This is a genomic window from Halopseudomonas yangmingensis, from assembly GCF_900114825.1.
Lineage (GTDB): Bacteria > Pseudomonadota > Gammaproteobacteria > Pseudomonadales > Pseudomonadaceae > Halopseudomonas > Halopseudomonas yangmingensis.
On the sequence record NZ_FOUI01000002.1, the window covers coordinates 274,485 to 297,338 of the forward strand.

At 55.9% G+C, this 22,854-nt stretch carries 14 protein-coding genes and 1 tRNA gene; 9 read left to right on the forward strand and 6 right to left on the reverse strand.

Going from position 1 to position 22,854, the window contains the following annotated elements:
• Positions 1–82 precede the first annotated feature (82 nt).
• The 8 genes from BMZ23_RS03490 to BMZ23_RS03530 all read left to right on the forward strand — a co-directional run bounded on the left by BMZ23_RS03490 (position 83) and on the right by BMZ23_RS03530 (position 11,017).
• A tRNA-Ile gene (locus BMZ23_RS03490) sits at positions 83–159 on the forward strand.
• Positions 160–595: 436 nt separating this feature from the next.
• On the forward strand, positions 596–820 hold the full coding sequence (locus tag BMZ23_RS03495; RefSeq protein ID WP_093472777.1) for a helix-turn-helix domain-containing protein: 225 nt from the start codon (positions 596–598) through the stop codon (positions 818–820).
• On the forward strand, positions 820–3,135 hold the full coding sequence (gene hsdR, locus BMZ23_RS03500; protein WP_093472779.1) for an EcoAI/FtnUII family type I restriction enzme subunit R: 2,316 nt from the start codon (positions 820–822) through the stop codon (positions 3,133–3,135). Before BMZ23_RS03495 ends, hsdR begins: the two co-directional genes overlap by 1 nt.
• Before the next feature lie 3 nt (positions 3,136–3,138).
• Entirely contained in the window at positions 3,139–4,935 is a 1,797-nt protein-coding gene (locus BMZ23_RS03505; RefSeq protein WP_093472781.1) for an ATP-binding protein, read from the forward strand.
• A 2-nt stretch (positions 4,936–4,937) separates the two neighbouring features.
• Positions 4,938–6,416 carry a class I SAM-dependent DNA methyltransferase gene (locus BMZ23_RS03510; protein WP_093472783.1) on the forward strand — a complete coding sequence of 493 codons (1,479 nt, stop codon included), beginning with the start codon at positions 4,938–4,940 and terminating at the stop codon, positions 6,414–6,416.
• A gap of 2 nt (positions 6,417–6,418) precedes the next feature.
• Positions 6,419–7,654 carry a restriction endonuclease subunit S gene (locus BMZ23_RS03515; RefSeq protein ID WP_093472785.1) on the forward strand — a complete coding sequence of 412 codons (1,236 nt, stop codon included), beginning with the start codon at positions 6,419–6,421 and terminating at the stop codon, positions 7,652–7,654.
• A 9-nt stretch (positions 7,655–7,663) separates the two neighbouring features.
• Positions 7,664–9,685 carry an ATP-binding protein gene (locus BMZ23_RS14955; RefSeq protein ID WP_093472787.1) on the forward strand — a complete coding sequence of 674 codons (2,022 nt, stop codon included), beginning with the start codon at positions 7,664–7,666 and terminating at the stop codon, positions 9,683–9,685.
• A gap of 468 nt (positions 9,686–10,153) precedes the next feature.
• A complete protein-coding gene (locus BMZ23_RS03530; protein WP_093472789.1) occupies positions 10,154–11,017 on the forward strand; it encodes a CvfB family protein in 864 nt (287 codons plus the stop codon).
• Here the strand turns inward: BMZ23_RS03530 and BMZ23_RS03535 are convergent.
• The 5 genes from BMZ23_RS03535 to BMZ23_RS03555 all read right to left on the reverse strand — a co-directional run bounded on the left by BMZ23_RS03535 (position 11,011) and on the right by BMZ23_RS03555 (position 19,383).
• Positions 11,011–12,090, reverse strand: coding sequence for a lipocalin-like domain-containing protein (locus BMZ23_RS03535; RefSeq protein WP_093472792.1), 1,080 nt, complete (start codon positions 12,088–12,090; stop codon positions 11,011–11,013). The genes BMZ23_RS03530 and BMZ23_RS03535 overlap by 7 nt on opposite strands.
• Positions 12,083–14,551: an FtsX-like permease family protein gene (locus tag BMZ23_RS03540; protein ID WP_093472795.1), complete on the reverse strand. Its 2,469-nt coding sequence runs from the start codon at positions 14,549–14,551 to the stop codon at positions 12,083–12,085. Before BMZ23_RS03540 ends, BMZ23_RS03535 begins: the two co-directional genes overlap by 8 nt.
• Positions 14,551–15,204: an ABC transporter ATP-binding protein gene (locus BMZ23_RS03545; RefSeq protein WP_093472798.1), complete on the reverse strand. Its 654-nt coding sequence runs from the start codon at positions 15,202–15,204 to the stop codon at positions 14,551–14,553. Before BMZ23_RS03545 ends, BMZ23_RS03540 begins: the two co-directional genes overlap by 1 nt.
• Before the next feature lie 384 nt (positions 15,205–15,588).
• Positions 15,589–17,376 carry an acyl-CoA dehydrogenase C-terminal domain-containing protein gene (locus BMZ23_RS03550; RefSeq protein ID WP_093472801.1) on the reverse strand — a complete coding sequence of 596 codons (1,788 nt, stop codon included), beginning with the start codon at positions 17,374–17,376 and terminating at the stop codon, positions 15,589–15,591.
• A 216-nt stretch (positions 17,377–17,592) separates the two neighbouring features.
• The gene (locus BMZ23_RS03555; protein ID WP_093472804.1) at positions 17,593–19,383 is read right to left on the reverse strand and encodes an acyl-CoA dehydrogenase C-terminal domain-containing protein; all 1,791 of its coding nucleotides are present in this window, start codon (positions 19,381–19,383) and stop codon (positions 17,593–17,595) included.
• A gap of 312 nt (positions 19,384–19,695) precedes the next feature.
• On the opposite strand from BMZ23_RS03555, the gene BMZ23_RS03560 reads away from it, so the two are divergent.
• On the forward strand, positions 19,696–21,492 hold the full coding sequence (locus BMZ23_RS03560; protein ID WP_093472807.1) for an SLC13 family permease: 1,797 nt from the start codon (positions 19,696–19,698) through the stop codon (positions 21,490–21,492).
• Between the two features lie 61 nt (positions 21,493–21,553).
• On the opposite strand, the gene BMZ23_RS03565 is transcribed toward BMZ23_RS03560, so the two are convergent.
• A complete protein-coding gene (locus tag BMZ23_RS03565; RefSeq protein ID WP_093472810.1) occupies positions 21,554–22,828 on the reverse strand; it encodes a bifunctional O-acetylhomoserine aminocarboxypropyltransferase/cysteine synthase in 1,275 nt (424 codons plus the stop codon).
• Between the last annotated feature and the right edge of the window lie 26 nt (positions 22,829–22,854).

Below are 22,854 nucleotides of genomic sequence, written 5' to 3' on the forward strand. Positions count from 1 at the left end.
GCACAACGCCCGGCCAAGCCCGGGCGTTGTGCTTTTCAGCACTGGCCGCAGCCCGTATAATGCGCCGCTGTTGCACGAATAAGGGCCTATAGCTCAGTTGGTCAGAGCAGTCGACTCATAATCGATTGGTCGCAGGTTCAAGTCCTGCTGGGCCCACCACTCCCTCCGGTCGTACTGGTCCTCATGGGACTAATGGTATTGAAACCATAAAGTGGCCGCTTTGGCCAGGTTATGCTTCCATAGGTAAGCAGAATTGGCCGCACGCCAAATAGCAAAATCCTCTCGAAACAACTTCCTCTCAGCACCTATTCACAGAAACCTAAACCAGCGTCTGCGACAGTGCATGTACGCATTTTCACACCGCTCTTGCCCCCCACTATTCTGCCGTGAAATATAAATTACGCGCGATTACGCATGGTTTGCGTAATTACGCATATGGCGCGTAACTCCGCGTAATTTAGAAAAACCTTGTCCAACTTTTAAAAATCAACCCTGCATAATTCAATTTCATCTCACAAAATGCTAGGCAAATAACAAAGTCGTGGTATGCTCCTTTGTTATTTCGATAACCTGATTACCAACCAGAGGCACAGCCATGATCCGCTGCCATCTCGCCCGCATGATGGGCGAGCACAAGATGCGTATTGCCGACGTTGCCAGAGAAACAGGGTTAAGCCGTGCTACGGTGACCCTGCTTTATAAAGAAACGGCCCAGAAAGTGGATCTGGAAGCCATTGAACAGATCTGCGTACTATTCGATTGCACTGTGGGCGACCTGCTGGAGTTGGTGCCAAACCCAAGTGACCAAGGAGTGGCCTGATGGCATCTGAAGCAGATACCCGAGCAAATTATATCGATCCTGCATTACGGGCAGCGGACTGGCAGCCGAGCAATATCATTCGGGAGCATTACTTCACCGACGGTAGAAAGATGGCCGGAGGAGTGCGTGGGCGACGTTGCTTTGTGGATTACTTGCTTCACAAAGACAACCGTTATCTGGCTGTAGTAGAAGCCAAGAAAGAATCTGAGCATCCAACCAAAGGCCTGCAACAGGCCATCGACTATGCGAATAAGCTTCGTGTTCGATTCGTTTATTCCAGTAACGGCAAACAAACCTACGAATTCGATCTGGAAACAGGCAAGGGCGACTACATTGAGTTCTACCCAACGCCTGCTGATCTGGAAAAGCGCTATGCAGGTGAAACCACAGATTTAAGTCAAGAACTCAGAAACATCCCTTTCCATTTAGAAGGGGCCATGCAGCCACGTTATTACCAAGAGCTGGCGGTTCATGCGGCAACAGACGCTATCGGCCAAGGAAAATCCCGCATATTGCTCACGCTGGCCACCGGTACCGGCAAAACCTTCATCGCCTTTCAAATCGTTCACAAAGTTTTCCAGGCTCGCTGGAACCTTAACCAACCTGGCTCACGCAGGCCACGGGTATTGTTTCTGGCTGACCGTAATATCCTGGCCGATCAGGCCATTAACACCTTCAACCCCTATGAAAAAGACCTGATCAAAATCAACGGGGAAGAAGTACGTAAACGCAATGGTGTGGTGCCAACCAATGCCCACATATTTTTCGCGATCTATCAGGCGATTGCGGAGCGAGAAAACATTGATGGTTACTACAAAGCCTATCCCAAGGATTTCTTTGATCTGGTGTTGATTGATGAGTGTCACCGAGGTGCCGCTAATGACACAGGCTCTTGGCGAGCTATTCTCGACCACTTCAGTAGCGCCGTGCATTTAGGTTTAACTGCTACACCTAAACGCACGGACAACGTGGACACCTACGAATATTTTGGCCAGCCTGCTTATGTCTATTCACTAAAAGACGGTATCAATGACGGCTTCTTGACTCCCTACCGAGTTAAGCGAGTTAGAACCAATCTGGACGAATTGGTGCTCACCAAAGATGACGTGATCGTCGAAGGTGAATCTGGTCAGGATTTGTATCAGGTCGAAGACTATGACCGCAAAATTATTGTTGATGAACGCACAGAGCTGGTCGCCAAAGCCATCTTACAAAACATCAACCCGCTGGAAAAAACTATCGTCTTTTGTGAGAACCAAAACCACGCGCTGACCATGCGCGACATGATTAATAAATACAAATCCGTAAAAGACCCGCATTACTGTGTACGAGTCACCAGCGACGAAGGCAAGGTCGGCCGCGAACTGCTGGAAAAATTCCAGGACAACGACAAAGTCATCCCAACCATTATTACCTCATCACAAATGCTCACTACCGGTGTCGATGCCCGCAATGTCCGCAATGTGGTGCTGGATCGAACCATCGGCTCGATGGTGGAGTTCAAACAGATTGTGGGGCGCGGCACCCGAGTTTTTGATGGTAAGGACTACTTCACCATCGTGGATTTTCGGGGTGCGACCAACAACTTTTATGATGAGGAATGGGATGGCGAGCCCGAAGCGCCAGAGCCAGGCGGAACCCGAGAACCGACACCGCTACCCTACACGCCAGAGCCGCCCGAAGGCGGCGACGGGCCGGAACCCGAGCCAGGTGAGCCATGCCCGAGGTTAAAGGTAAAACTTGGCAGGCACCGTGAGCTCAAGGTCATCGATATTGAAACCCGCTATATCGACGAAAATGGCAAGCCTCTAACTACTCAGGAGTTCGTTGAACGGTTAGTTCAACAACTGCCAGGTTTGTTCACAAGCGTTGATGAGCTTCGGGAAATCTGGTCAGACCCAGACCTTCGCGAACAACTCTTGGCCAAATTGGTACAGGCTGGCTTTGATAAAGAACAGCTCTCGACCCTGCGCCGGATGTTCGATGCCGAAGACTGCGACATGTTCGATCTGCTGGCGTTTTTAGCCTTTGAACAACCCATGGCTACCCGTAAATCCAGAGCAGAAGTAGTGCGAGCCAACAGCGCATTCTTCGACCAGTACCAACAGGAAAAGGCCAAACAATTCCTGCATTTTGTCTTGAATCGCTACGAGCAAACTGGCGTTACTGAATTGGCACGTGAGCGCCTGCCAGCGTTGATTGAGCTATCCGGCCTTGGCACCACTAAAGATGCGTCCATGGCCTTTGGTGGCAAGCCTGCGCAGTTGCTCGCTGCCTTCAAACAACTACAACACCAGCTGTACCACGTGAGCTAACCAATGGAACTGAACTTAGCCCCCAACCCTTTGCATAGACAGGTACAGACCTTGCGAATTGATAAGGTCGCTACGCTGATCGGCGAGAATGGCTCAGGCAAATCCAGTATTTTGCAGTCGGTGTTTGAACAACGATTAGCCGGGCGAGACCATGAAAATCTTAAAGTCGTGTGCTTTTCATCTGGCCAAAATGAGAACTACTCAGAGAAATTCAGCGCCTATTTGAAAAGAGAAAGGCAAGCTGGGCGCGGCCTTAATCTTGACTGCTTCTATTTCGACAAATCTTGGTCAAAGCTGCTGATCTTTTTAGCCACAGCCATTAAGCGCAACGGCAAAGTTCGTTCTTTCTTGGTGGAACAAGGCTACGTCAACGAATCGCAGCCAGACAAAGACGATTTGAGCACAACCTTCAAGTGCGCTTTTAAAGTGGATAAAAACTACATTGTCCGTGTGCAGGATGCACTCAAGCGTGAAGAACGCGGTGAAGCCGACACACTGCGCTCAACACCATATTTTCGTTCACTGGAAAGCTTTATTACCAACCTGATATCACGTGAGTATGAGTTTGAACAGTCCCTGCGAAAGCGAACTGTTGATCTCACTGCCAATGGCTTAATTCGGGTTTCTTTCGACTACCCAAGGCAAGTTCAGGCGGGTGATGATGAAGCCGAAGCCGGTGAGCCCAACGCCCAAGCCATGGTTACCAACTGGGACCCGGAAGTGGCCTTTTTCACTCAGGCCGCCGACAACAACTACTTTATCGATAAGCCTCGTTGTCAACTCGTATTCAACAACAATATCGAGCTGGACCAGCTTAGCGATGGAGAATACCAGCTCCTATTCTTGTATGCGCTAATCGATCTGTTCGACTCTGAGAATACCCTGTTCCTATTCGATGAGGCAGACTCGCACCTTCACTATAAAAACGTCGAAAAGCTATGGGCGCTTCTCCACAGTATCAAAGGCCATGCCATCACAACCACCCACCTGCTCGACTCCATTTCAGCCAAAGAGAATCGTATAGAGCACCTGAAAGTGGTGGAAAAAGGCAGGATCAGCGAAGACAACAAAATCAAGCAATTGATCAATCGCCTGAGCGTATTGTCGCGCGCAAAATCGGTGGAATTTGAGGTGTGCGGCAAACTGCCTAACATTTCCTTGCTAGATGATTACAACGACTGGATTATCTTTACCAAACTTGCGGCACGCACGGGGTTAGACGTAAACCGACTAACCGCTGTGCATGCCATGAAAAAGTCATCCAGCTACGCTACTGCTAACGAGACCTTTGGCAAGGGCAAGATTGATTGGCTGTACGGCCTCAGCAAAATCGAATCCCCCTTGATCACAACCCAAATTTTTATGATTTGTGATCGGGATGAGGCAGCCCTGGATTGGAATGCCGCCAATGGCGTTCAAGTGAACGGGCAAGTGTACCGCGACTTGCTGAATGCCATTCGCTGGCCGCAAGGTATGAGGGTGACACCTTATTTACTTGCTTGGAAGCGCCGCGAAATCAAAAACTATTTACTCTCATACACCGCATTGGCGCACCACAATCTGCTTGGCCAAATAAACAATGGTGATATTGCGAAGCGCAATCACCTACAGCCCAATAACCCTGGTGATAACGGCGGTATTCGCACGTTAAACGTCAAAGACATTATCAACCCGCTGATTAATACCGATGGCGAAGGCTTGGACCCAGTAAAACTCCAAGCCTATATCGACCTGATTCCGCCCGCAGAAATCAGCGAAGACATCACCAACATGTACAATTTTATTATCGGAAAACTCTAAGCATGTCACTACAACAGAAAATTGACCGTATTACCGACATCCTACGCCGCGACGATGGCATCAGCGGTGCCATGCATTACACCGAGCAAACCTCTTGGGTATTGTTCCTGAAGTTTCTCGATGATTACGAATCGGAAAAAGAAGATGAGGCCGTATTGTCCGGCAAAGACTATCAACCGGTATTGGATGACGAGCATCGCTGGGCAAGCTGGGCCTGCCCTAAAGCGGCTGATGGCAAACTGGACCTAGCACGGGCAAAGACCGGGGATGACCTCACCGATTATGTCAACAATCAGCTATTCCCCTACCTGAAAAGCTTTGCCAATGCCGCCGCAACGGGCGCAGATCCAAAATCTTTTACCTACAAAATTGGTGCAATCTTTCAGTACCTGGACAACAAGATCGCTTCCGGCCATACCCTGCGTGAAGTGCTTGATATTGTGGATAGCCTGAACTTCCAATCCGAGTCTGACCTGTTTGAACTTTCGTTAGTCTATGAAGGCTTATTGCAAAACATGGGCGATGCCGGTGGTTACGCAGGCGAATTTTATACCCCGCGCCCCGTGGTGCGCGCCATGGTACAGGCCATTGACCCGAAACCCGGCGAGACAATTTATGACGCAGCAGCTGGTTCCTGCGGATTTTTGGTGGAAGCCTTTGAGCACCTGAAAAGCAAGAAGAGCCAACTCTCTACCGAGCAATGGGACTTTATCCAACGCGATACCTTCTTTGGTTTTGAGAAAACCTCACTGGCTTATGTTATGGGTATGATGAACATGATTTTGCATGGCATCGAGTCACCCAACTTGTTCCGTGGGAATACGCTGACGCAGAATATCCGCGACATTCAGGAAAAAGATCGTTACGACATTATTCTGGCTAACCCTCCGTTTGGCGGGAAAGAGAAGTCACAAATTCAGCAAAACTTTCCTATTCAGAGTAATGCGACTGAATTGCTGTTTTTACAGCACTTTATGAAAACTCTCAAAAGTGGTGGTAAGGCTGCAATCGTAGTACCAGAAGGCGTACTCTTCCAAACCAACAGTGCTTTTAAACAAGTCAAACAGGAGCTGCTGGAAAACTTTAACCTTCACACCATTTTAAGCCTGCCCGCTGGCGTATTTTTGCCGTACTCGGGTGTAAAAACCAACGTACTATTTTTTGAGCGTAGCGGCGGCACGAGTGATGTGTGGTACTACGAATGTGATCCCGAGCAAAAGCTCACCAAAAACAAACCAATCACCGACGAACACTTAAAAGAGTTTGTGGAGCTGTATAGCAGCCGCGAAACCACCGAACGTTCGTGGACTGTATCGGCCATTAAATTGGCCGAAGACTATGATCTATCCGCAAAAAACCCCGCCAAGCAAAAAGATGCCGAGCATCTAGCGCCAAACGATATTCTTAAGCAAATCCGTACTAAGGAAAAACTGGTTTCTGGCTTGTTGGATGAAATTGAAGACCTGTTGGCGGAGAAATAAGCATGGAACAGGTTTTATATTCATTGCCGGATGGGTGGGAGTGGCAAGTGTTAGCAGATGTTGTTGTTAAAACGGAAAACTTGAACCCGTTAAAACACGCAGATCAGCTGTGGACGTACATTGATATATCATCAGTAGATCGTGATCGATTTTCAGTTATAGATCCAAAGAAAATTCTAGGAAAAGATGCTCCATCACGGGCGAAAAAGCATGTACAGCTAAAGGACGTGATATTTGCGACGACACGACCAAACTTGAAAAACATAGCGTTGATTCGGGAAGAATATAGCTCACCAGTGGCTTCGACAGGTTTCTGTGTACTTAGAGCTAACGAAAAGGTTTTACCTGACTATTTGTTTTATTTTGTCACAACAGATTTTGTTCAAGCCCAAATTGAGCCCTATGTTGGTGGCGCTTCATACCCCGCGATTACTGATGGTAATCTTAAGAAGACTCCAATACCGATACCAAGCATCGAAGAACAAAAAAGTATCGTCGAAAAACTCGATGCACTAATCACCCGCATCGATACCGCCATCGAGCATTTGCAGGAAAGCGTCACACTGGCTGATGCGTTGTATGCGAGTGAGCTTAATAAGGTTTTCCCATCAGATGCTGATATCGAGTCTTTATCAGCTAAAGCTGGCTGGGTTTCACTGTCCGATATTTGCATTTTCGAAAACGGAGATCGAGGTAAAAACTACCCATCTAAATCAGCATTCGTAGCTGAAGGTATTCCTGTAGTTAGTGCCGGTAATCTTGGGGAAAGATATATAGATCATAAAGGGCTCAATTACATCACGCCTGAGCGTTATGACTTGCTAAGAAGTGGCCGAATAAAAATTGGAGATATCTTGTTTTGCTTAAGAGGCTCATTAGGAAAGGTAGCGATTTCAAAAGACATTAATGAAGGCGTAATTGCTTCATCACTGGTGATTATCAGGCCAAAAGAACATGTGTCAGCTGAATACATCTATAGGTACTTAAGAAGTAGTCTCTGCCAAAAATTTATCTCTTACTATAACAACGGCGCAGCGCAGCCAAACTTGTCTGCCAAAAGCCTAGGGAGGTTCATGTTGCCACTTCCTAATGCTGACGAACAAAAAATAATCGTCGAGGCTTTAGATGAGAAATATCAACTTAGCCAGAAGTTGCTAGATGCACTGAGAAATAAAATTAACCATCTTCAAAGCCTGAAAGCATCAATTCTCGATTCCGCCTTTAAAGGCGAGCTCTAAGGAGGGAGTATGAGTTTACAAACCAACCTCAAAGGCCGATTACGAAACACCTCTTTGCCCAAAAGCCACGGCCTGATGCCCGTTTTTGAGGCGGTGGTAAACTCAATTCACTCAATCGAAGAAAAGGGCAATGCCGATAATGGAAAGATTGTTCTGCGCATCAATCGAGCGACCCAAGGGGGCCTGGATTTAGATGCCAAAGCTCTACCGCCGATCATCGGTTTCACCATCACCGATAATGGCTGTGGTTTTGATGAAACAAACTTTAAGTCATTTGAAACGCTGGATTCCGACCATAAAATAAGCAAAGGCTGCCGAGGGGTTGGCCGCTTGATGTGGCTGAAGGTATTTGATCTGGTAGAAGTGGAGAGCCACTTCCGCGATGGTGATGGTGAACTAAAAAAACGCGTATTCTGCTTTGACGATAAACTGGGCGTCCATGGTGAAAAGGTTGTGGCGGCTACCGAACAGCAGTCGGGGACCCTCATCAAGCTAGTAGGGTTTGATGAGAACTTTAGAAAACAGGTTCCCACCAAAGGGCAGTCCATCGCCAATCAATTGCTTGAACATGTGCTCTGGTACTTTGTTCGTCAAGGCAGCGCACCCAAGATTCTGGTTGAAGATGCAGGTGACGTGTTCGACCTTGACCACTTGCTCGAAGAGCATATGCACGCCAGTGCGTTTCTCGAAACGATTTCAATCCGCGATTATTCCTTCGACCTGACCCACATTAAGTTTCGTGCATCAGTAAATAAAAAGCATCAGTTAGCTCTCTGTGCGGCTAACCGGCTGGTCAAAGAAGAGTCTATTCAAGGTAAGCTCCCTGGCCTGTACGGTAGAATTTCAGACGCTTCCGGCGAGTTCACCTACACCTGCTACGTATCTTCTGATTATCTAAACGAGCACGTGCGAAGCGAACGTACCTCCTTTGATATTGCCGAAGACGTTGAGGACATGCTCAACGAAGTCAGCTTCAAGGATATTCGCGATGCAGTGTTAGAACGCACTAAAGAATATCTACAAGATGTACTCGCGGAAAATGTCTCAGCTGGTCGCAAAAGAGTAGACGATTTTATTAACAATCACGCACCTCGCTACCGCCCCATTGCCAACTACGTTTCGGAAGAGCTACTGATTGTTGACCCAGAAAAGTCGGACAAGGAGCTTGAACTACACCTACATGCACAGTGGTATGAGGTGGAGCGACAATTAGTGAGCGAAGGCCATGACATCATGCAGCCTCAGTATGAGGAGCATGTCGAAGAATACAAAGAACGGCTGAGTGAATATCTACGCAAAGCAGAGGACCTTAAAAAATCAGACCTCGCAAATTACGTTTCACATCGCAAGGTAATTATTGATCTACTACAAAAATCCATAGAGCGTCTGGAAGATGGAAAGTATGCTCGCGAAGATATGATTCACGAACTTATTATGCCAATGCGAAAGGATTCCACAGAAATTTTCCTCGACTCTAGCAACCTATGGCTGATCGATGAGCGCTTGGCATTTCACAATTACTTAGCCTCGGATAAGACGCTGCGTGCCATGCCGATTACTGATAATGACTCAAACAAAGAGCCCGATTTACTTAGTCTGCGTGTATTCGATAATCCACTTCTCGTTAACGATAAGGCAAGTTTTCCTCTTGCGGCAATTACTGTGATCGAGATAAAGCGCCCAATGCGTAACGATATGCGTGAAGGTGAGGATAAAGATCCAATCGATCAAGCACTTAGTTATCTGGAGAGAATACGAGAAGGAAAAGTCACCACAAGAACAGGCCGCCCTATCCCAAGGAATACTGATATTCCTGGTTATTGCTATGTCTTATGTGATCTCACTGAATCAATGCGACGTCGTTGTCGGCGGGCAAATCTACGGATTACCTCTGACGGCATGGGTTATTTCGGTTACAACGAACCTTCCCATGCCTACATTGAAGTGCTCAGCTTTGATCAAATTGTACACGCAGCAAGAGAGCGTAACAGAGCATTCTTTGACAAATTGGGGCTGCCAGCAGCCCATTAGACATGAGGAGATATACCACTGCTGTACTGAACCCAATCAGTACAGCAGCGGTACACTCATCCGTTCTGACCACCTTCGCAAAATTACGCTAACCTATTGTCACAAAAGTACTTTTCGTTTATCTGCATTACGGTTGGCTATCCTTGATTTTGCTGGGCTTGCAGCGTTGCGTGCAAACTCATAATCGATTGGTCGCAGGTTCAAGTCCTGCTGGGCCCACCACTCCCTCCGGTCGTACTGGTCCTCATGGGACTAATCCAGCCCGAAATCACAGATTTCGGTCGTTACGGCGGCGCAAAGCAATGCTTTGCAAAACCCCGCCTGCACCCTGCTGGGCCCACCACTCCCTCCGGTCGCACGCTGATCCAGCCACGCAGCCCAGCTGCTCGAGGCAATCAGGTACACTGGCGGTACACTGCCGCGCGCTTTCGCGCCCGGCACCTTGATGATTTTCCGCAGGATTAACGCATGGCTGAGATCGGCCGTTACAACACCCTTGTTATCAGCAAACACACCGACTTCGGCCTGTATCTGCAGGGCGGGGAGCTGGGCGAGATACTCTTGCCGAAACGCTATATACCGAAACAGGACGACCTGCAGCCCGGGGACAGCCTGCGCGTGTTTCTGTATCTGGACAGCGAGGACCGGCCTATCGCCACCACCCTCAGACCGCGCGCCCAGGTCGGTGAATTCGCCAGCCTGAAGGTGACCGACGTCAACCCGGTGGGCGCCTTCCTCGACTGGGGCCTGCCCAAGGATGTGCTGTTGCCCCATGGTCAAATGCGCAAGCCGTTGCAGCCGGGTGACTGGTGTACGGTGTATCTGTATCTGGACAACGCCAGCCGACGCATTACCGCAACCACCAAGCTGGACCGCCACCTGGACCAGAGCCCGCCGCGCTACCGGGTTGGTGAGGCGGTGGAGTTCCTGCTGGCAGAACGCACCGACCTGGGTTTCAAGGCGATTATCGACAACCGCCATGCCGGTTTGCTGCACCGCAACGAGCTGTTTCGCCCGGTACGCCTCGGCATGCGCCTGTCAGGCTTTATCCGTGAGGTGCGTCCGGACGGCAAGCTGAACCTGACCCTGCAGGCACCCGGCAAGGCCGGTGCCGATGCCTTGCAATCGGCCATTCTGAATGAACTGCAGAACCGCGGCGGCACACTGCCAATGGGCGATCACAGCGACCCGCAAACGATTGCCGAACTGTTCGGCTGCAGCAAGGGCGCCTTCAAGCGCGCCATTGGCGGCCTGCTGAAACAGGGTCAGATACGCCTCTGCGACCGGCATATCGAACTGGTTGACGGACAGTCAGTACAGAACGATCAGTAACCGGTCATCTCCAGATAGCCCATGCCGGTATGGCTGCCACCTATTCGTATCGGCCCCTCCCAGTAAGGAATGCCGGTCCCCATCCAGGCCTGCGGGTTGAGCGCCTCTACCCGCACATCCAGCCCCTGTGATGGCACCTGCAATTGCCATTCGGTGGGCAAACGCCTCCCCGCCACCCGCGTCTGACCTAGCGGACGCATGTTGATCTGTGAGGGCTGCAGCGCGGTTAGCTGCCCCTCTGCATCAATCCAGCTGCCTGAGAAATAGTCTGCTGCGGTCCGGCTGCGCAGTCTGAACAGCATCACCCGCTCGCCGCTGGCCAGACTCAGCGAAAACCAGTCCCAGCCTTGCTGGTCCGCAGCCAGTGGCTGGCTGCTCCATTCACGATCGAGCCAGCCGGTGCCGTTGACCTGATAGGTTTGGCCATCCCATTCCAGCTCGCCACTCACCTGAAAAAACGGCTGGCTGTAGTACCAGGACGCCTGCCCCTGATCCGACTTGCGGCTAAAACCCCGCTCGCCGTGCAGCACCAGTGGCCGGTCACTGCGCAGTTGCAGCCGGTAGGCAAAACCGTCACCGCTGGCACGCAACTGCAGCGCATCCAGTTGCGGCCCGCCTTCGCTGTGCAACTGCCAGTCGTCGATCCAGACCCGCAGTGGGTCGGCCTCTGCGCCGGCCTGCCCTATGCCGCCGCGCGCCAGACGCTCGGCATGCCGGTGCGCATCTTCCCGGGTGACTGCCGCGTGCCCCAACCAGAGTTGCGGGCTTTGCCAGCCAGTCACCTGCTCGCTGGTCTGCTCCGGCCGCAGGGCCTGGCGGAACAGTGTCCATTGCACGCCCCAGTCGCGCCCCTGCTTATCCTTCAAGTTGGCCGTCAAATACCACCACTCGATGCGATGTGCCGGATGTGCGCCGTGATCCGCCGGAAAACTCAGCGGCGTACCCGGCGTTACTTCCGCAAAGTTTTCGGCGTGGCTGCCAAGTCCGGCAAATCCCTGACCAGCCGCCGGCGGCTGATCATCGCAGCCGTACAGCCATAGCGCAGCGCACAACAGGCAGAGGACTCTATTCATGGACAAACCGCCTGAGCATGCTCATCGGCCCGCGGGAGCGCAAGCGCCAGAGTGGCCACAGGCAGGCCAAGGTCACGGCCAGCATGGCCAGCCCGGCCAGTTGCAGCCATTGCAGCGGGAACCAGTGCCAGGGCAACCGCCAGCCAAAGGCCTGGACATTCACCACATCCACCAGCAGCCAGGCCAACAGCAGGCCCAGCGGGATTGCCAGCAGCAAGGTGAGGCAGGCCAGCGACAACATTTGCAGCAGACTCAGCCACGCCAGCCGCCTGGCGCTGAGTCCGACCGCCCAGAGCGGAGCGAGTTGCAGCAGCCGGCTGTCGGCCAGTGTCAGCAGGCTGCCAAACAGCCCCAGCACCGCCACCAGCAGTACCAGCCGGTTGAGTGCGCTGGTGGCGGCAAAGGTCTGCTCGAATACCCGGCTCGACCATTGCTGCAGACTGCGCTGGTCAATCGCCTGATTACCCGGCAGCCCCAGCGCCTGACGAATCCGCTCAACCAACAGGGCCGGATCACCGTGCTCCAGCAGAACCGCAAAGCTTCGCGGCGGCAACTGCGGCCAGGCCTGGCGCAGCAGGCCGGAATCCATCAGCACCTGACCACGCGGGTTGCCATAATCCGCGTAGCTGCCCAGCACCTTAAGGCTCGGGCGAGCCGGCAGCATGTCCAGGGTCAGACTGTCGCCCACCGACAGCTGCAAGCGACGCAGCAACTGCTCACTGAGCAACACACCCTCAGCCGCCGCCAATCGCGGCCAGACATCCTCGTCGGCCTGCAACAGTGGCCAGCTATCGGCATACAGCGGATGCTCAAGAATACCGCTGAGTTCCACCGGCCAACCCTGCAACTGTGCCTGCCGCTGCCAGCTGGGCAACACGGCGGATACCTCGGGCTGGCTCAACAGCCACTGCTCAATCGCCGTGGCCTGCTCAGGCGAATCGGCACGCAGATACACATCGGCGGCCAGCCGCTGCTGCAGCCAGCCCTCGAAGGTCAGACGAAAGCCACTGGTCATGCTGCCGACCCCGGTATTCGCAGCCAGGGTCAGCAGCAAGGCCATCAGTGCCAGCCCCAGACCACCCAGCTGCTGCTGGCTGTCGGCCCAGAACCAGCGTACCAACGGGCGCCGCGACAGGCGCCGGGCCAGGCCGAGTAGACCGGCCAGCCAGGGTGGCAGCAGCAAGGCGGCGCCCAGCAACACGCAGGCAAGCAACAGCAAACCGCTGGCCAGACCATCACCCAACCACCAGAGGCAACCACCCAGCCCCACCAGCAGCAGGCCAGTCAGCGCCTGCCAACGCAGCAGCCGGCGCTGCGCGGCACGCCAGGCCTGCGGCCGCGCCCACTGCAATACCGGCAGGCGCAAACCCTGCCAGAAACTCGCAGCGCCGGCCAACAGACTACCCAGCAGCGCCATCCCCAGCCCGCTCAGCCACCAGTGCCAGGACAGCTGCAAACGGGCGGCCACCGCGGTGCCATACAGCCCGCGCAAGCTGCCGGCCAGATCTGCCAGCAGCCAGCCGGCCAGCAATCGGCCGCTGAGCAAGCCCAGGCTTCCGGCCAGCAGGGCGAGCAGCAGCAATTCCGCCAGCAACAGCACAGCCAGCAGCCGCAACGACACCCCGCAACTGCGCAAGCCCTGCAGCATGCTGCGCCGCTGCTGCACCGCCAGCCCGGCAGCGGCATGCACGATAAAGAGTCCGACGACAAAGGCCAGCAATCCCAAAGCGGTCAGGTTCAGATGAAAGCTGTCGGTCAGGCGAGCCAGCTCGGCTTCCTCGCGTTGCTGCCACAGCAGATTGATTCCCTGTGGCAGCGCCGGCTGTTGCGCGGCAAAGCCCTGCTCCACCAGCAATTCGCTGAGCTGGCCGGGCAAGTCCAGCAACTGCTGGGCCTGACCTATGTCCATCACCAGCGTGCCGGGTGGCACCGCCGCCCTGACCTGCAAGGCTGGGAGCGGCCGGGCATTCACCGCCTGCGGGCGCTGGCCCTGCTGCCAGCCCAGCTCGGCCAGACTGTCGGCGGCAATCCAGCTCTGCCCCTGATCCAGCAGAAAGAGCTCTAACTCAGCGGTTTCTTCCACCACCTGCGCCAGTGCCCCCTCGCTGGGCAGCGTCAGCGGGTCAATGCCGACCACCTGCAGACGCTGCGGTCCGGTCGGGCCGTCAAACAACAGGGTTCCCTGCAGCAACGGTGATACCGGCCAACCCGCCCGGCGCAGTTGCACATAGATATCCTGGTTGATCAGACCGCTGCCTTCGGCGACCAGCAGGCTCTGCTGAGCGCTACCAAACAGCTCCGCGGCACGCTGGTAACTGTCACGCGCCTGGGTATTCAGCGCCTGCACGCCGCTCCACAGCGCGGTGGCCAGCCACAGGCCAAGCAACAGGCAGGCCGCCTGCAGTGGATGACGGCGCCAATGGGCCAGCAGCGCCCGCCAGCACAGCCAAAAGCGACCCATCACAGCAATTGCCCGCGCACCAGCTGGCGACAGGCGTCCAGACGCGCAGCCTGGCGCTGGCTATGGGTCACCATCAGCAGGCTGCTGCCGCTGTCCGCCACCAGCTCCAGCAACAGCGCCATCACCTCATCGGCATTCTGTTGATCAAGACTGCCGGTCGGCTCATCCGCCAGAATCAATGGCGGGCGCGACGCCAGTGCGCGTCCAATGGCGACCCGCTGCTGCTGACCACCGGACAGCTGCTCGGGATAGCGCTGCAGCAGGCTGCCAAGGCCCAGGCGATCGACCAGTCGGGCCGACCATTGCGGGTCGTGGCGACCATTGAGGCGCGCCTGGAAGTCCAGGTTGGCGGCCACATCCAGCGCCGGAATCAGATTGAACTGCTGGAATACCAGCCCCAGACGCTCGCGCCGCCAGACCGCACGCGCCGCCTCCGGGGCAGCTGGCAGCCTGTCGCCGGCCAGCTGTATGCTGCCGCCGTCGGCCTGATCAAGGCCGGCAATCAGGTGCAGCAGAGTGCTCTTGCCGCTACCGGATTCGCCCATCAGGGCCAGACTGCTGCCGGCCGTCAGGTCCAGATCCAGATCGTGGATGACCGTCAGGGGGCCTTCGGGGGTCAGGTACTGCTTGGACAGGGCACGGATGTGCAGCATCGCAACGACCTTGGCAATGCCGGCTGTTGCCGACAGGTAGCGGCTTCAGCAGCGGGGGACTCTGGGCTTAAGCGTCTTTGACACTAGCGCCGTAGCCGGCACACGTCCAGCTCGGAAAGCAACCGGACATTTCTGCAGACAACAAAAAACCCCGCCGAAGCGAGGCTTTGCAGAATATTGTCCTGATCATCCCTAATGGCGCGTCTCCAGACACTGTCCATAATCCCTGTTGCTATGCGTGCTTCCTGCGTGCTCCCTGCGAAACACATAGTATCCAGCGCGACACTCCGGGCAAATAGGCCATTGCCACCAGCACTTGTAAGCATTTGCTTACAAAGACAGCGCCTGTGCCAGACAATCCGGCACGGACGCTGCTTGTCCGGCTCAGAACTGCTCGGCAGCCAGTTCGAACAACGGTTCGCTGCCGGCACGCACCGACTCGCTCAGCGAGTGAATGCGCGGCAACAGACGCTTGATGAAGAAACGGCCAGTGCTCAGTTTGGCCTGATAGAAGCCATCGCTGTCCTGGTCCAGTTTCGCCAGTGCCGCCTTGGCCATGCGCGCCCACATATAGGCGTAGGCGGTATAACCAAACACGTGCAGGTATTCCACCGAAGCGGCACCCACTTCGTTGGGGTTGCTCTGGCTGCGCTCGATCACCAGCTCGGTGAGCTGCTCAAGGTTTTCCAGCGCCGCCGCCAGCGGTTGCACAAACTCGGCCAGCGCCTGGTCACCATTGGCCGCAATAAAGCCCTTGATCTCGTCGGCAAACACACGGAAGAAGGCGCCCTTGTTGGCAACTGTCTTGCGCCCCATCAGGTCCAGCGCCTGAATGCCGTTGGTGCCCTCGTAGATTTGTGCAATGCGGACATCGCGCACCAGTTGCTCCTGGCCCCACTCGCGAATATAACCATGACCACCGAATACCTGCTGGCCGTGCACACAGCTTTCCAGCCCCAGATCGGTGAAGAACGCCTTGGCCACCGGCGTCAGCAACGCGACCAGATCCTCACCCTTGCGGCGCACTTCGGCATCATCGCTGTACTTGCTGATATCCAGCTGCGAACCAACGTAGGTGGAGAAGGCGCGGCTGCCTTCGGTCAGCGCCTTGATGGTCAGCAGCATGCGCCGAACATCCGGGTGCACGATGATCGGGTCAGCGGCCTTTTCCGGCTGCTGGGCACCAGTCGGTGCGCGGCTCTGGATGCGATCACGGGCATAGGCCACAGCGCTCTGGTAGGAGGCCTCGGCACAGCCGATGCCCTGAATACCGATCGACAGGCGCTCGTAGTTCATCATGGTGAACATGGCGTTCAGGCCCTTGTTGATCTCGCCGATCAGAAAGCCACGAGCACCGTCAAAGTTCATCACGCAGGTGGCCGAACCCTTGATACCCATCTTGTGCTCGATCGACCCACAGGCAAGGCTGTTGCGCTCACCGAGGCTGCCATCGGCATTGACCATGAACTTGGGCACCAGGAACAGCGAAATCCCCTTGGGACCGGCCGGCGCATCAGGCAACTTGGCCAGTACCAGGTGGATGATGTTCTCGGTCAGGTCATGCTCGCCACCGGTGATGAAGATCTTGGTACCGGTGATCAAATAGCTGCCGTCAGCCTGTGGCTCGGCCTTGGTGCGGATAATACCGAGATCAGTACCGGCATGCGGCTCGGTCAGGCACATGGTGCCAGCCCAGGTGCCGCCATACAGGTTCGGCAGATAGGCCTGCTTCAGCTCCTCGCTGCCATGCGCGTCCAGTGCCAGGCAGCAGCCGGCGGTCAGTGCCGGATACAGGGCGAAGCTGTTATTGGCGCCATAGACCATTTCCTCGACCTGCACGCCAAGCGTCTTGGGCATACCCAGCCCACCAAACTCAGGATTACCAGCAAAACCTACCCAGCCACCCTCGGCATAGGTACGGAAAGCCTCCTTGAAACCACTCGGAGTAGTCACCACACCGTCCTTCCACTGGGCACCCTCCTCGTCACCGCTACGGTTCAGCGGAGCGATGGTCTGCGCGGTGATTTTGCCTGCCTCTTCCAGCATGGCATCGGCGGTCTCGGCATCGATCGCACCGTTCAGGCCGGGCAGGCTCTGCCACAACTTGTCGGCTTCGAACACTTCATTGAGGACAAAACGGATATCACGCAGGGGGGCTTTGTAGTCAGCCATGGGGGGCTCCTCTAGCAAAATCGTACCCGGACCATACCGGGAAACTGCCAGAATTGTACCTTGCAAACATTTACGCCGATAGCGTCCCTATATGACTTTTTCTTTATTTTCAGTCACATTTTATCCATTTCCGCTATCAGCCAAGAGCAGCCTGCCTGGTGATCAATAAAAAACCCCGACCACAAGTGGCCGGGGCTTCCGTTTCTTTCATCAGGCTCAGAACTGCTCGGCGGTCAGCTGCATCAGACAGTCGGCGCCCGCTTCCAGTGCCTCGACGTGCGCCTGGGCGCGCGGCAGCAGACGCTTGAAGTAGAACTCCTGGGTCGCCAGTTTGGTCTGGTAGAAGTCCGCCTCGCTGGTACCCGCATCCAGTTGCTGCTGGGCAACCAGGGCCATCTTCAGCCAGAAGAAGGCCAGGGTCACATAACCGGAGAACATCAGGTAGTCGACCGACGCAGCGCCAACTTCATCGCGGTTCTGCATGGCCTTCATGCCGATCTTGGTGGTCAGCTCGCCCCACTGGCCGTTCAGCTGAGCCAGCTTCTTCACATAGCCGCCAAGGGTCGGATGCGCCTCATTGGCCTTGCAGAACTGGTGAACCTGCCTGGTAAAGGCCATCAGCATCTTGCCCTGGCTACCCAGCACCTTGCGACCCAGCAGGTCCAGTGCCTGGATACCGTTGGTGCCTTCATACAACAGGGCGATACGGCAGTCACGCATCTGCTGTTCCTGGCCCCACTCCCGAATGAAACCATGGCCGCCGAACACCTGCACGCCGTGACTGGTCACCTCAAGGCCGGTTTCGGTCATAAATGCCTTGCAGATCGGCGTGAGGAAGGCCAGCTGGTTTTCGGCATCAGCCCGCTCCGCCTCGTCACTGGAGTAATGCGCCTTGTCCAGCAGCTGTGCGGTGTAATAGGACAGCGCACGGTTACCCTCATTGAAGGCCTTCATGGTCAGCAGCATGCGCCGCACGTCCGGATGAACGATGATCGGGTCTGCCGGCTTGTCGGGGAATGCCGGGCCACTCAGGGCGCGCATCTGCAGGCGATCACGGGCATAGGCCACGGCGCTCTGGTAGGACGCCTCGCCATGGCAGAGACCCTGCATACCGGTACCCAGACGGGCATGATTCATCATGGTGAACATGCAGTTCAGGCCCTTGTTGATCTCGCCGATCAGGAAGCCGGTAGCGCCCTCGAAGTTCATCACACAGGTCGCCGAGCCCTTGATACCCATCTTGTGCTCGATCGAACCACAGGCCAGGCTGTTGCGCTCACCGACCTCACCGTTGGCGTCCGGCAGGAACTTGGGCACGATGAACAGCGAGATACCCTTGGTGCCGGCCGGCGCATCAGGCAGCTTGGCCAGTACCAGATGGACGATGTTCTCGGCCATATCGTGTTCGCCGCAGGAAATGAAGATCTTGGTACCGGTGATCCTGTAGGTGCCATCAGCCTCGGGCACGGCACGGGTCTTGATCAGGCCCAGATCGGTGCCGCAATGCGGCTCGGTCAGGCACATGGTGCCGGTCCAGTCGCCAGGGGTCAGCTTGCTCAGGTACAGATCCTTTTGTGCCTGGGTGCCATGCGCACGAATCGCTGCGGCACAACCGTGCGACAGCCCCGGATACATGCTCCAGGCATAGTTGGCAGAAGCCACCATTTCACTGATGACCAGTCCCAGTGAGGCCGGCAGACCCTGGCCGCCATACTCGGTGGGGCCAGTGATCGAGCCCCAGCCATTCTCGACATACTGCTGATAGGCTTCCTTGAACCCTTTGGGCGTAGTCACCACACCATTTTCGATATGGCAGCCTTCCTCGTCTCCGATGCGATTCAGCGGAGCCAGTACCTCACCGGCAAACTTGGCGCCCTCTTCCAGAATGGCATTCACCAGGTCAGGTTCGACATCCTGCAGACCCAGGGCCTGGTAGCCCGCGGCGAAGTCAAAAACCTCATCCATGACGAAGCGCATGTCGCGCAAGGGTGCTTTGTATTCAGGCATTTTCTTCAGCTCTCCGAAAGGGTGGCACGGACCATACCTGCCACCTGGAATTCATACGACCGTTTGGACACTAAATTGCCGGTGGCAAGAGGGTCAAGCGCCCGCAGGCTACATTAAATGCCTTGATACAAGCCCATAACACAGACTGCCCCAAGCCGATGCAGCGCAGGCGATAAACCGGCTTTTTATGCAATTTAGCTATATCAGAATCATTTTTTTGACTTGGACAATACTAACGCCCAGCATTAATGTGACGCCCCAGACGGGTTCCGCAGCGCGGAGCCGATACCTCACACGAGATTCAGGTTACCTATGAGCTGGGACTCCTTGCCCATGTTCGGCGTTGCCGCCCTGCTCTGCTGGGTGTTTTACGCCTTCGCCCGGGAACGCTTCAGCCCCGATGTCGTGGTTGGTATCGCCGTAGCCGTGCTGCTGGTCAGCCAGTTGCTGACTCCTGCCGAAGTCCTCGGCGTGCTGTCCAACAGCGCTCCGATCACCATTGCCTGCCTGTTTATCCTGTCCGCTGCACTGGAGCGCACCGGTTGTGTGGAATCGCTGGGCAATCTGGTCGGCCGCGCTGGCGGCGGAAGTAGCTGGCGCACCCTGTTCAGCCTGATGCTGACCGCCATGCTGCTGTCGACCTTTATCAACAACACCCCGGTCGTAGCGATTCTGACACCGGTCGCCATTGCCCTGGCTACCCGGGTTGGCAGCAAGCCATCGAAAATGCTGATCCCGCTGTCCTACGCCACCATCCTCGGCGGCACCATGACCATGATCGGCACCTCGACCAACATTCTGGTCGACGGCGTGGCACGGGCCAATGGAATGGCGCCATTCAGCATGTTCGAAATTACACTACCGGGCCTGATTATGGCCGGCATTGGCCTGGCCTTTATCCTGCTGTTTGGCCAGCGTCTGCTGCCTGACCGCGAAAGCCTGTCAAAACAGCTGCGCCCTGACCAGAGCCGTACCTTTATGACCGAACTGCTGGTGCCACATGATTCGGCAGTGATCGGCCAGACGATTGCCCAGGCCAACCTGAATGGCAAAAGCGGCATTCAGGTACTCAAGATCTTCCGCGGTGACGAAGAGCTGTCGACACCGGTCAACACTACCGTGCTCAGCGCCGGGGACCGACTGGTACTGCATGCCAACATGCGCGATTTCGTGGAAATCCGCCAGAACGGCCTGCTCGCCTTCAACCGCGAACAGACCGGCGACTTCGAGACCATTTCCACCCGCGACGTGGTGCTGGCAGAGGCGATAGTCGGACGCAACTCGCGTTACAGTCACCGCCCGCTGCGCGACCTTAACCTGACCGCGCGCTACGGCATCCATGTGCTGGCGATCCACCGCCACAACGAGAACATCCAGGACAACCTCGACGAGTTCCAGTTGCAGTTCGGTGATGTGATGCTGGTCGAGGGCACTCCGGCGCAGATCAAGAAATTTGCCGACAATGGCGAGCTGATCAGCCTGAACACCGTGCAGGAGCGCGCCTACCGGCGCGACAAGGCGCCGATCGCGATTGTCTCCATCGTGGCGGTGATGGCGCTGGCGGCGCTTGGCGTAATGCCGATCGAAGGGCTGGCAATGATAGCGGCGGCAGTAGTGATCGCCACCGGCTGCCTGGATGTGGAAGATGCCTACAAGGCGATCGACTGGCGCATTCTGACCATTATTTTCGGCATGCTGGCCTTCAGCATTGCGATGAACAAGGTGGGTCTGGTCAGTGGCATCGTCGGCCAGGTCATGGGGCTGTCGCCGCTGCTCGGACCACTGTTCATGCTGTCGTTCATTTACCTGCTGACCTCGTTACTGACCGAGCTGGTCAGCAACAATGCGGTGGCCGTACTGCTGACGCCGATTGCCATCGGCGTGGCCCAGCAGCTGGGCGCCGACCCCCGTCCCTTCGTCATTGCGGTAATGTTCGCTGCCAGTGCCAGCTTCGCCACGCCGATCGGCTACCAGACCAACACCTTCGTCTACAGCGCTGGCGGCTACCGCTTCAGCGACTTCCTGCGCATCGGCGTGCCGCTCAACCTGATCATGTGGGCTACTGCCACCCTGGTTATCCCGCTGATCTGGCCGCTGTTTCCCGAATAACTGAAAACCCGCTCGCCCCCCGGGGGGGCAAGCGGGTTTCAGCGGGCGTTGCACGGACGTTTCAGCGCGACGCCTCCAGCGCCTGCTGCAGATCCGCCAGAATGTCATCGATATGCTCAATCCCGATCGACAGGCGCACCATGTCACGCGGCACCCCGGCCCTGGCCAGTTCCTCGTCATTCAGCTGGCGATGGGTGGTGGTCGCCGGGTGGCAGGCCAGCGACTTCGCATCGCCGATATTCACCAGCCGCACGATCAGCTTCAGCGCGTCAATAAAGCGCGCACCCGCCTCCTGCCCGCCCTTGATGCCGAACGACAGGATTGATGCCGGCACCCCGCCCATGTAGCGCTGCGCCAGGGCATGCTCGGGATGATCCGGCAGGCCGGCAAACTGCACCCAGGCGACCTGTGGATGCCCTTGCAGGTACTCGGCCACGCGCATGGCGTTCTGGCAATGGCGCTCCATACGCAACGCCAGGGTTTCCAGTCCCATCAGAATCTGGAAGGCGTTCAGCGGTGAAAGTGCCGCGCCCATGTTACGCAGCGGCACCACCCGGCAACGACCGATAAAGGCCGCCGGACCGAAGGCCTCGGTATAGGTGACGCCGTGGTAGGACGGATCCGGGGTGTTCAGCAGCGGGAAGCGCTTGGCATTGTCTGCCCAGGGGAAGCGTCCGCTATCCACAACGATGCCACCAATGGTGGTGCCATGCCCGCCGATATACTTGGTCAGCGAATGCACCACGATATCCGCGCCATGCTCGAAGGGCCGGCACAGCACCGGGGTGGCCACGGTATTGTCGACGATCAGCGGCACGCCATGCCGGTGCGCCGCCTCGGCGAGCGCGGCCAGATCAATAATGTTACCGGACGGGTTGCCGATCGATTCGCAGAATACCGCCTTGGTGCGCTCGTCAATCAGCGCCTCCAGCGCGGCGATATCATCATGCGCGGCAAAGCGCACCTCGATGCCCTGACGTGGCAGGGTATGGGCAAACAGGTTGTAGGTTCCGCCATACAGCTTGGCCACCGAGACGATATTGTCACCCACCTCGGCAAGGGTCTGTATCGCATAGGTGATCGCCGCCATGCCCGAGGCCACCGCCAACGCGCCAACACCGCCCTCAAGGGCAGCCATGCGCTGTTCCAGCACATCATTGGTCGGGTTCATGATCCGCGAATAGATGTTGCCCGGCACCTTCAGGTCGAACAGGTCGGCGCCATGCTGGGTGTTGTCAAAGGCGTAGGAGGTGGTCTGGTAGATGGGGACAGCGACCGCCTTGGTGGTCGGATCCGGCGAGTATCCGGCGTGGATGGCGAGGGTTTCCAGCTTCATGGCGGCTTCCTTGTTGTTTACAGGGT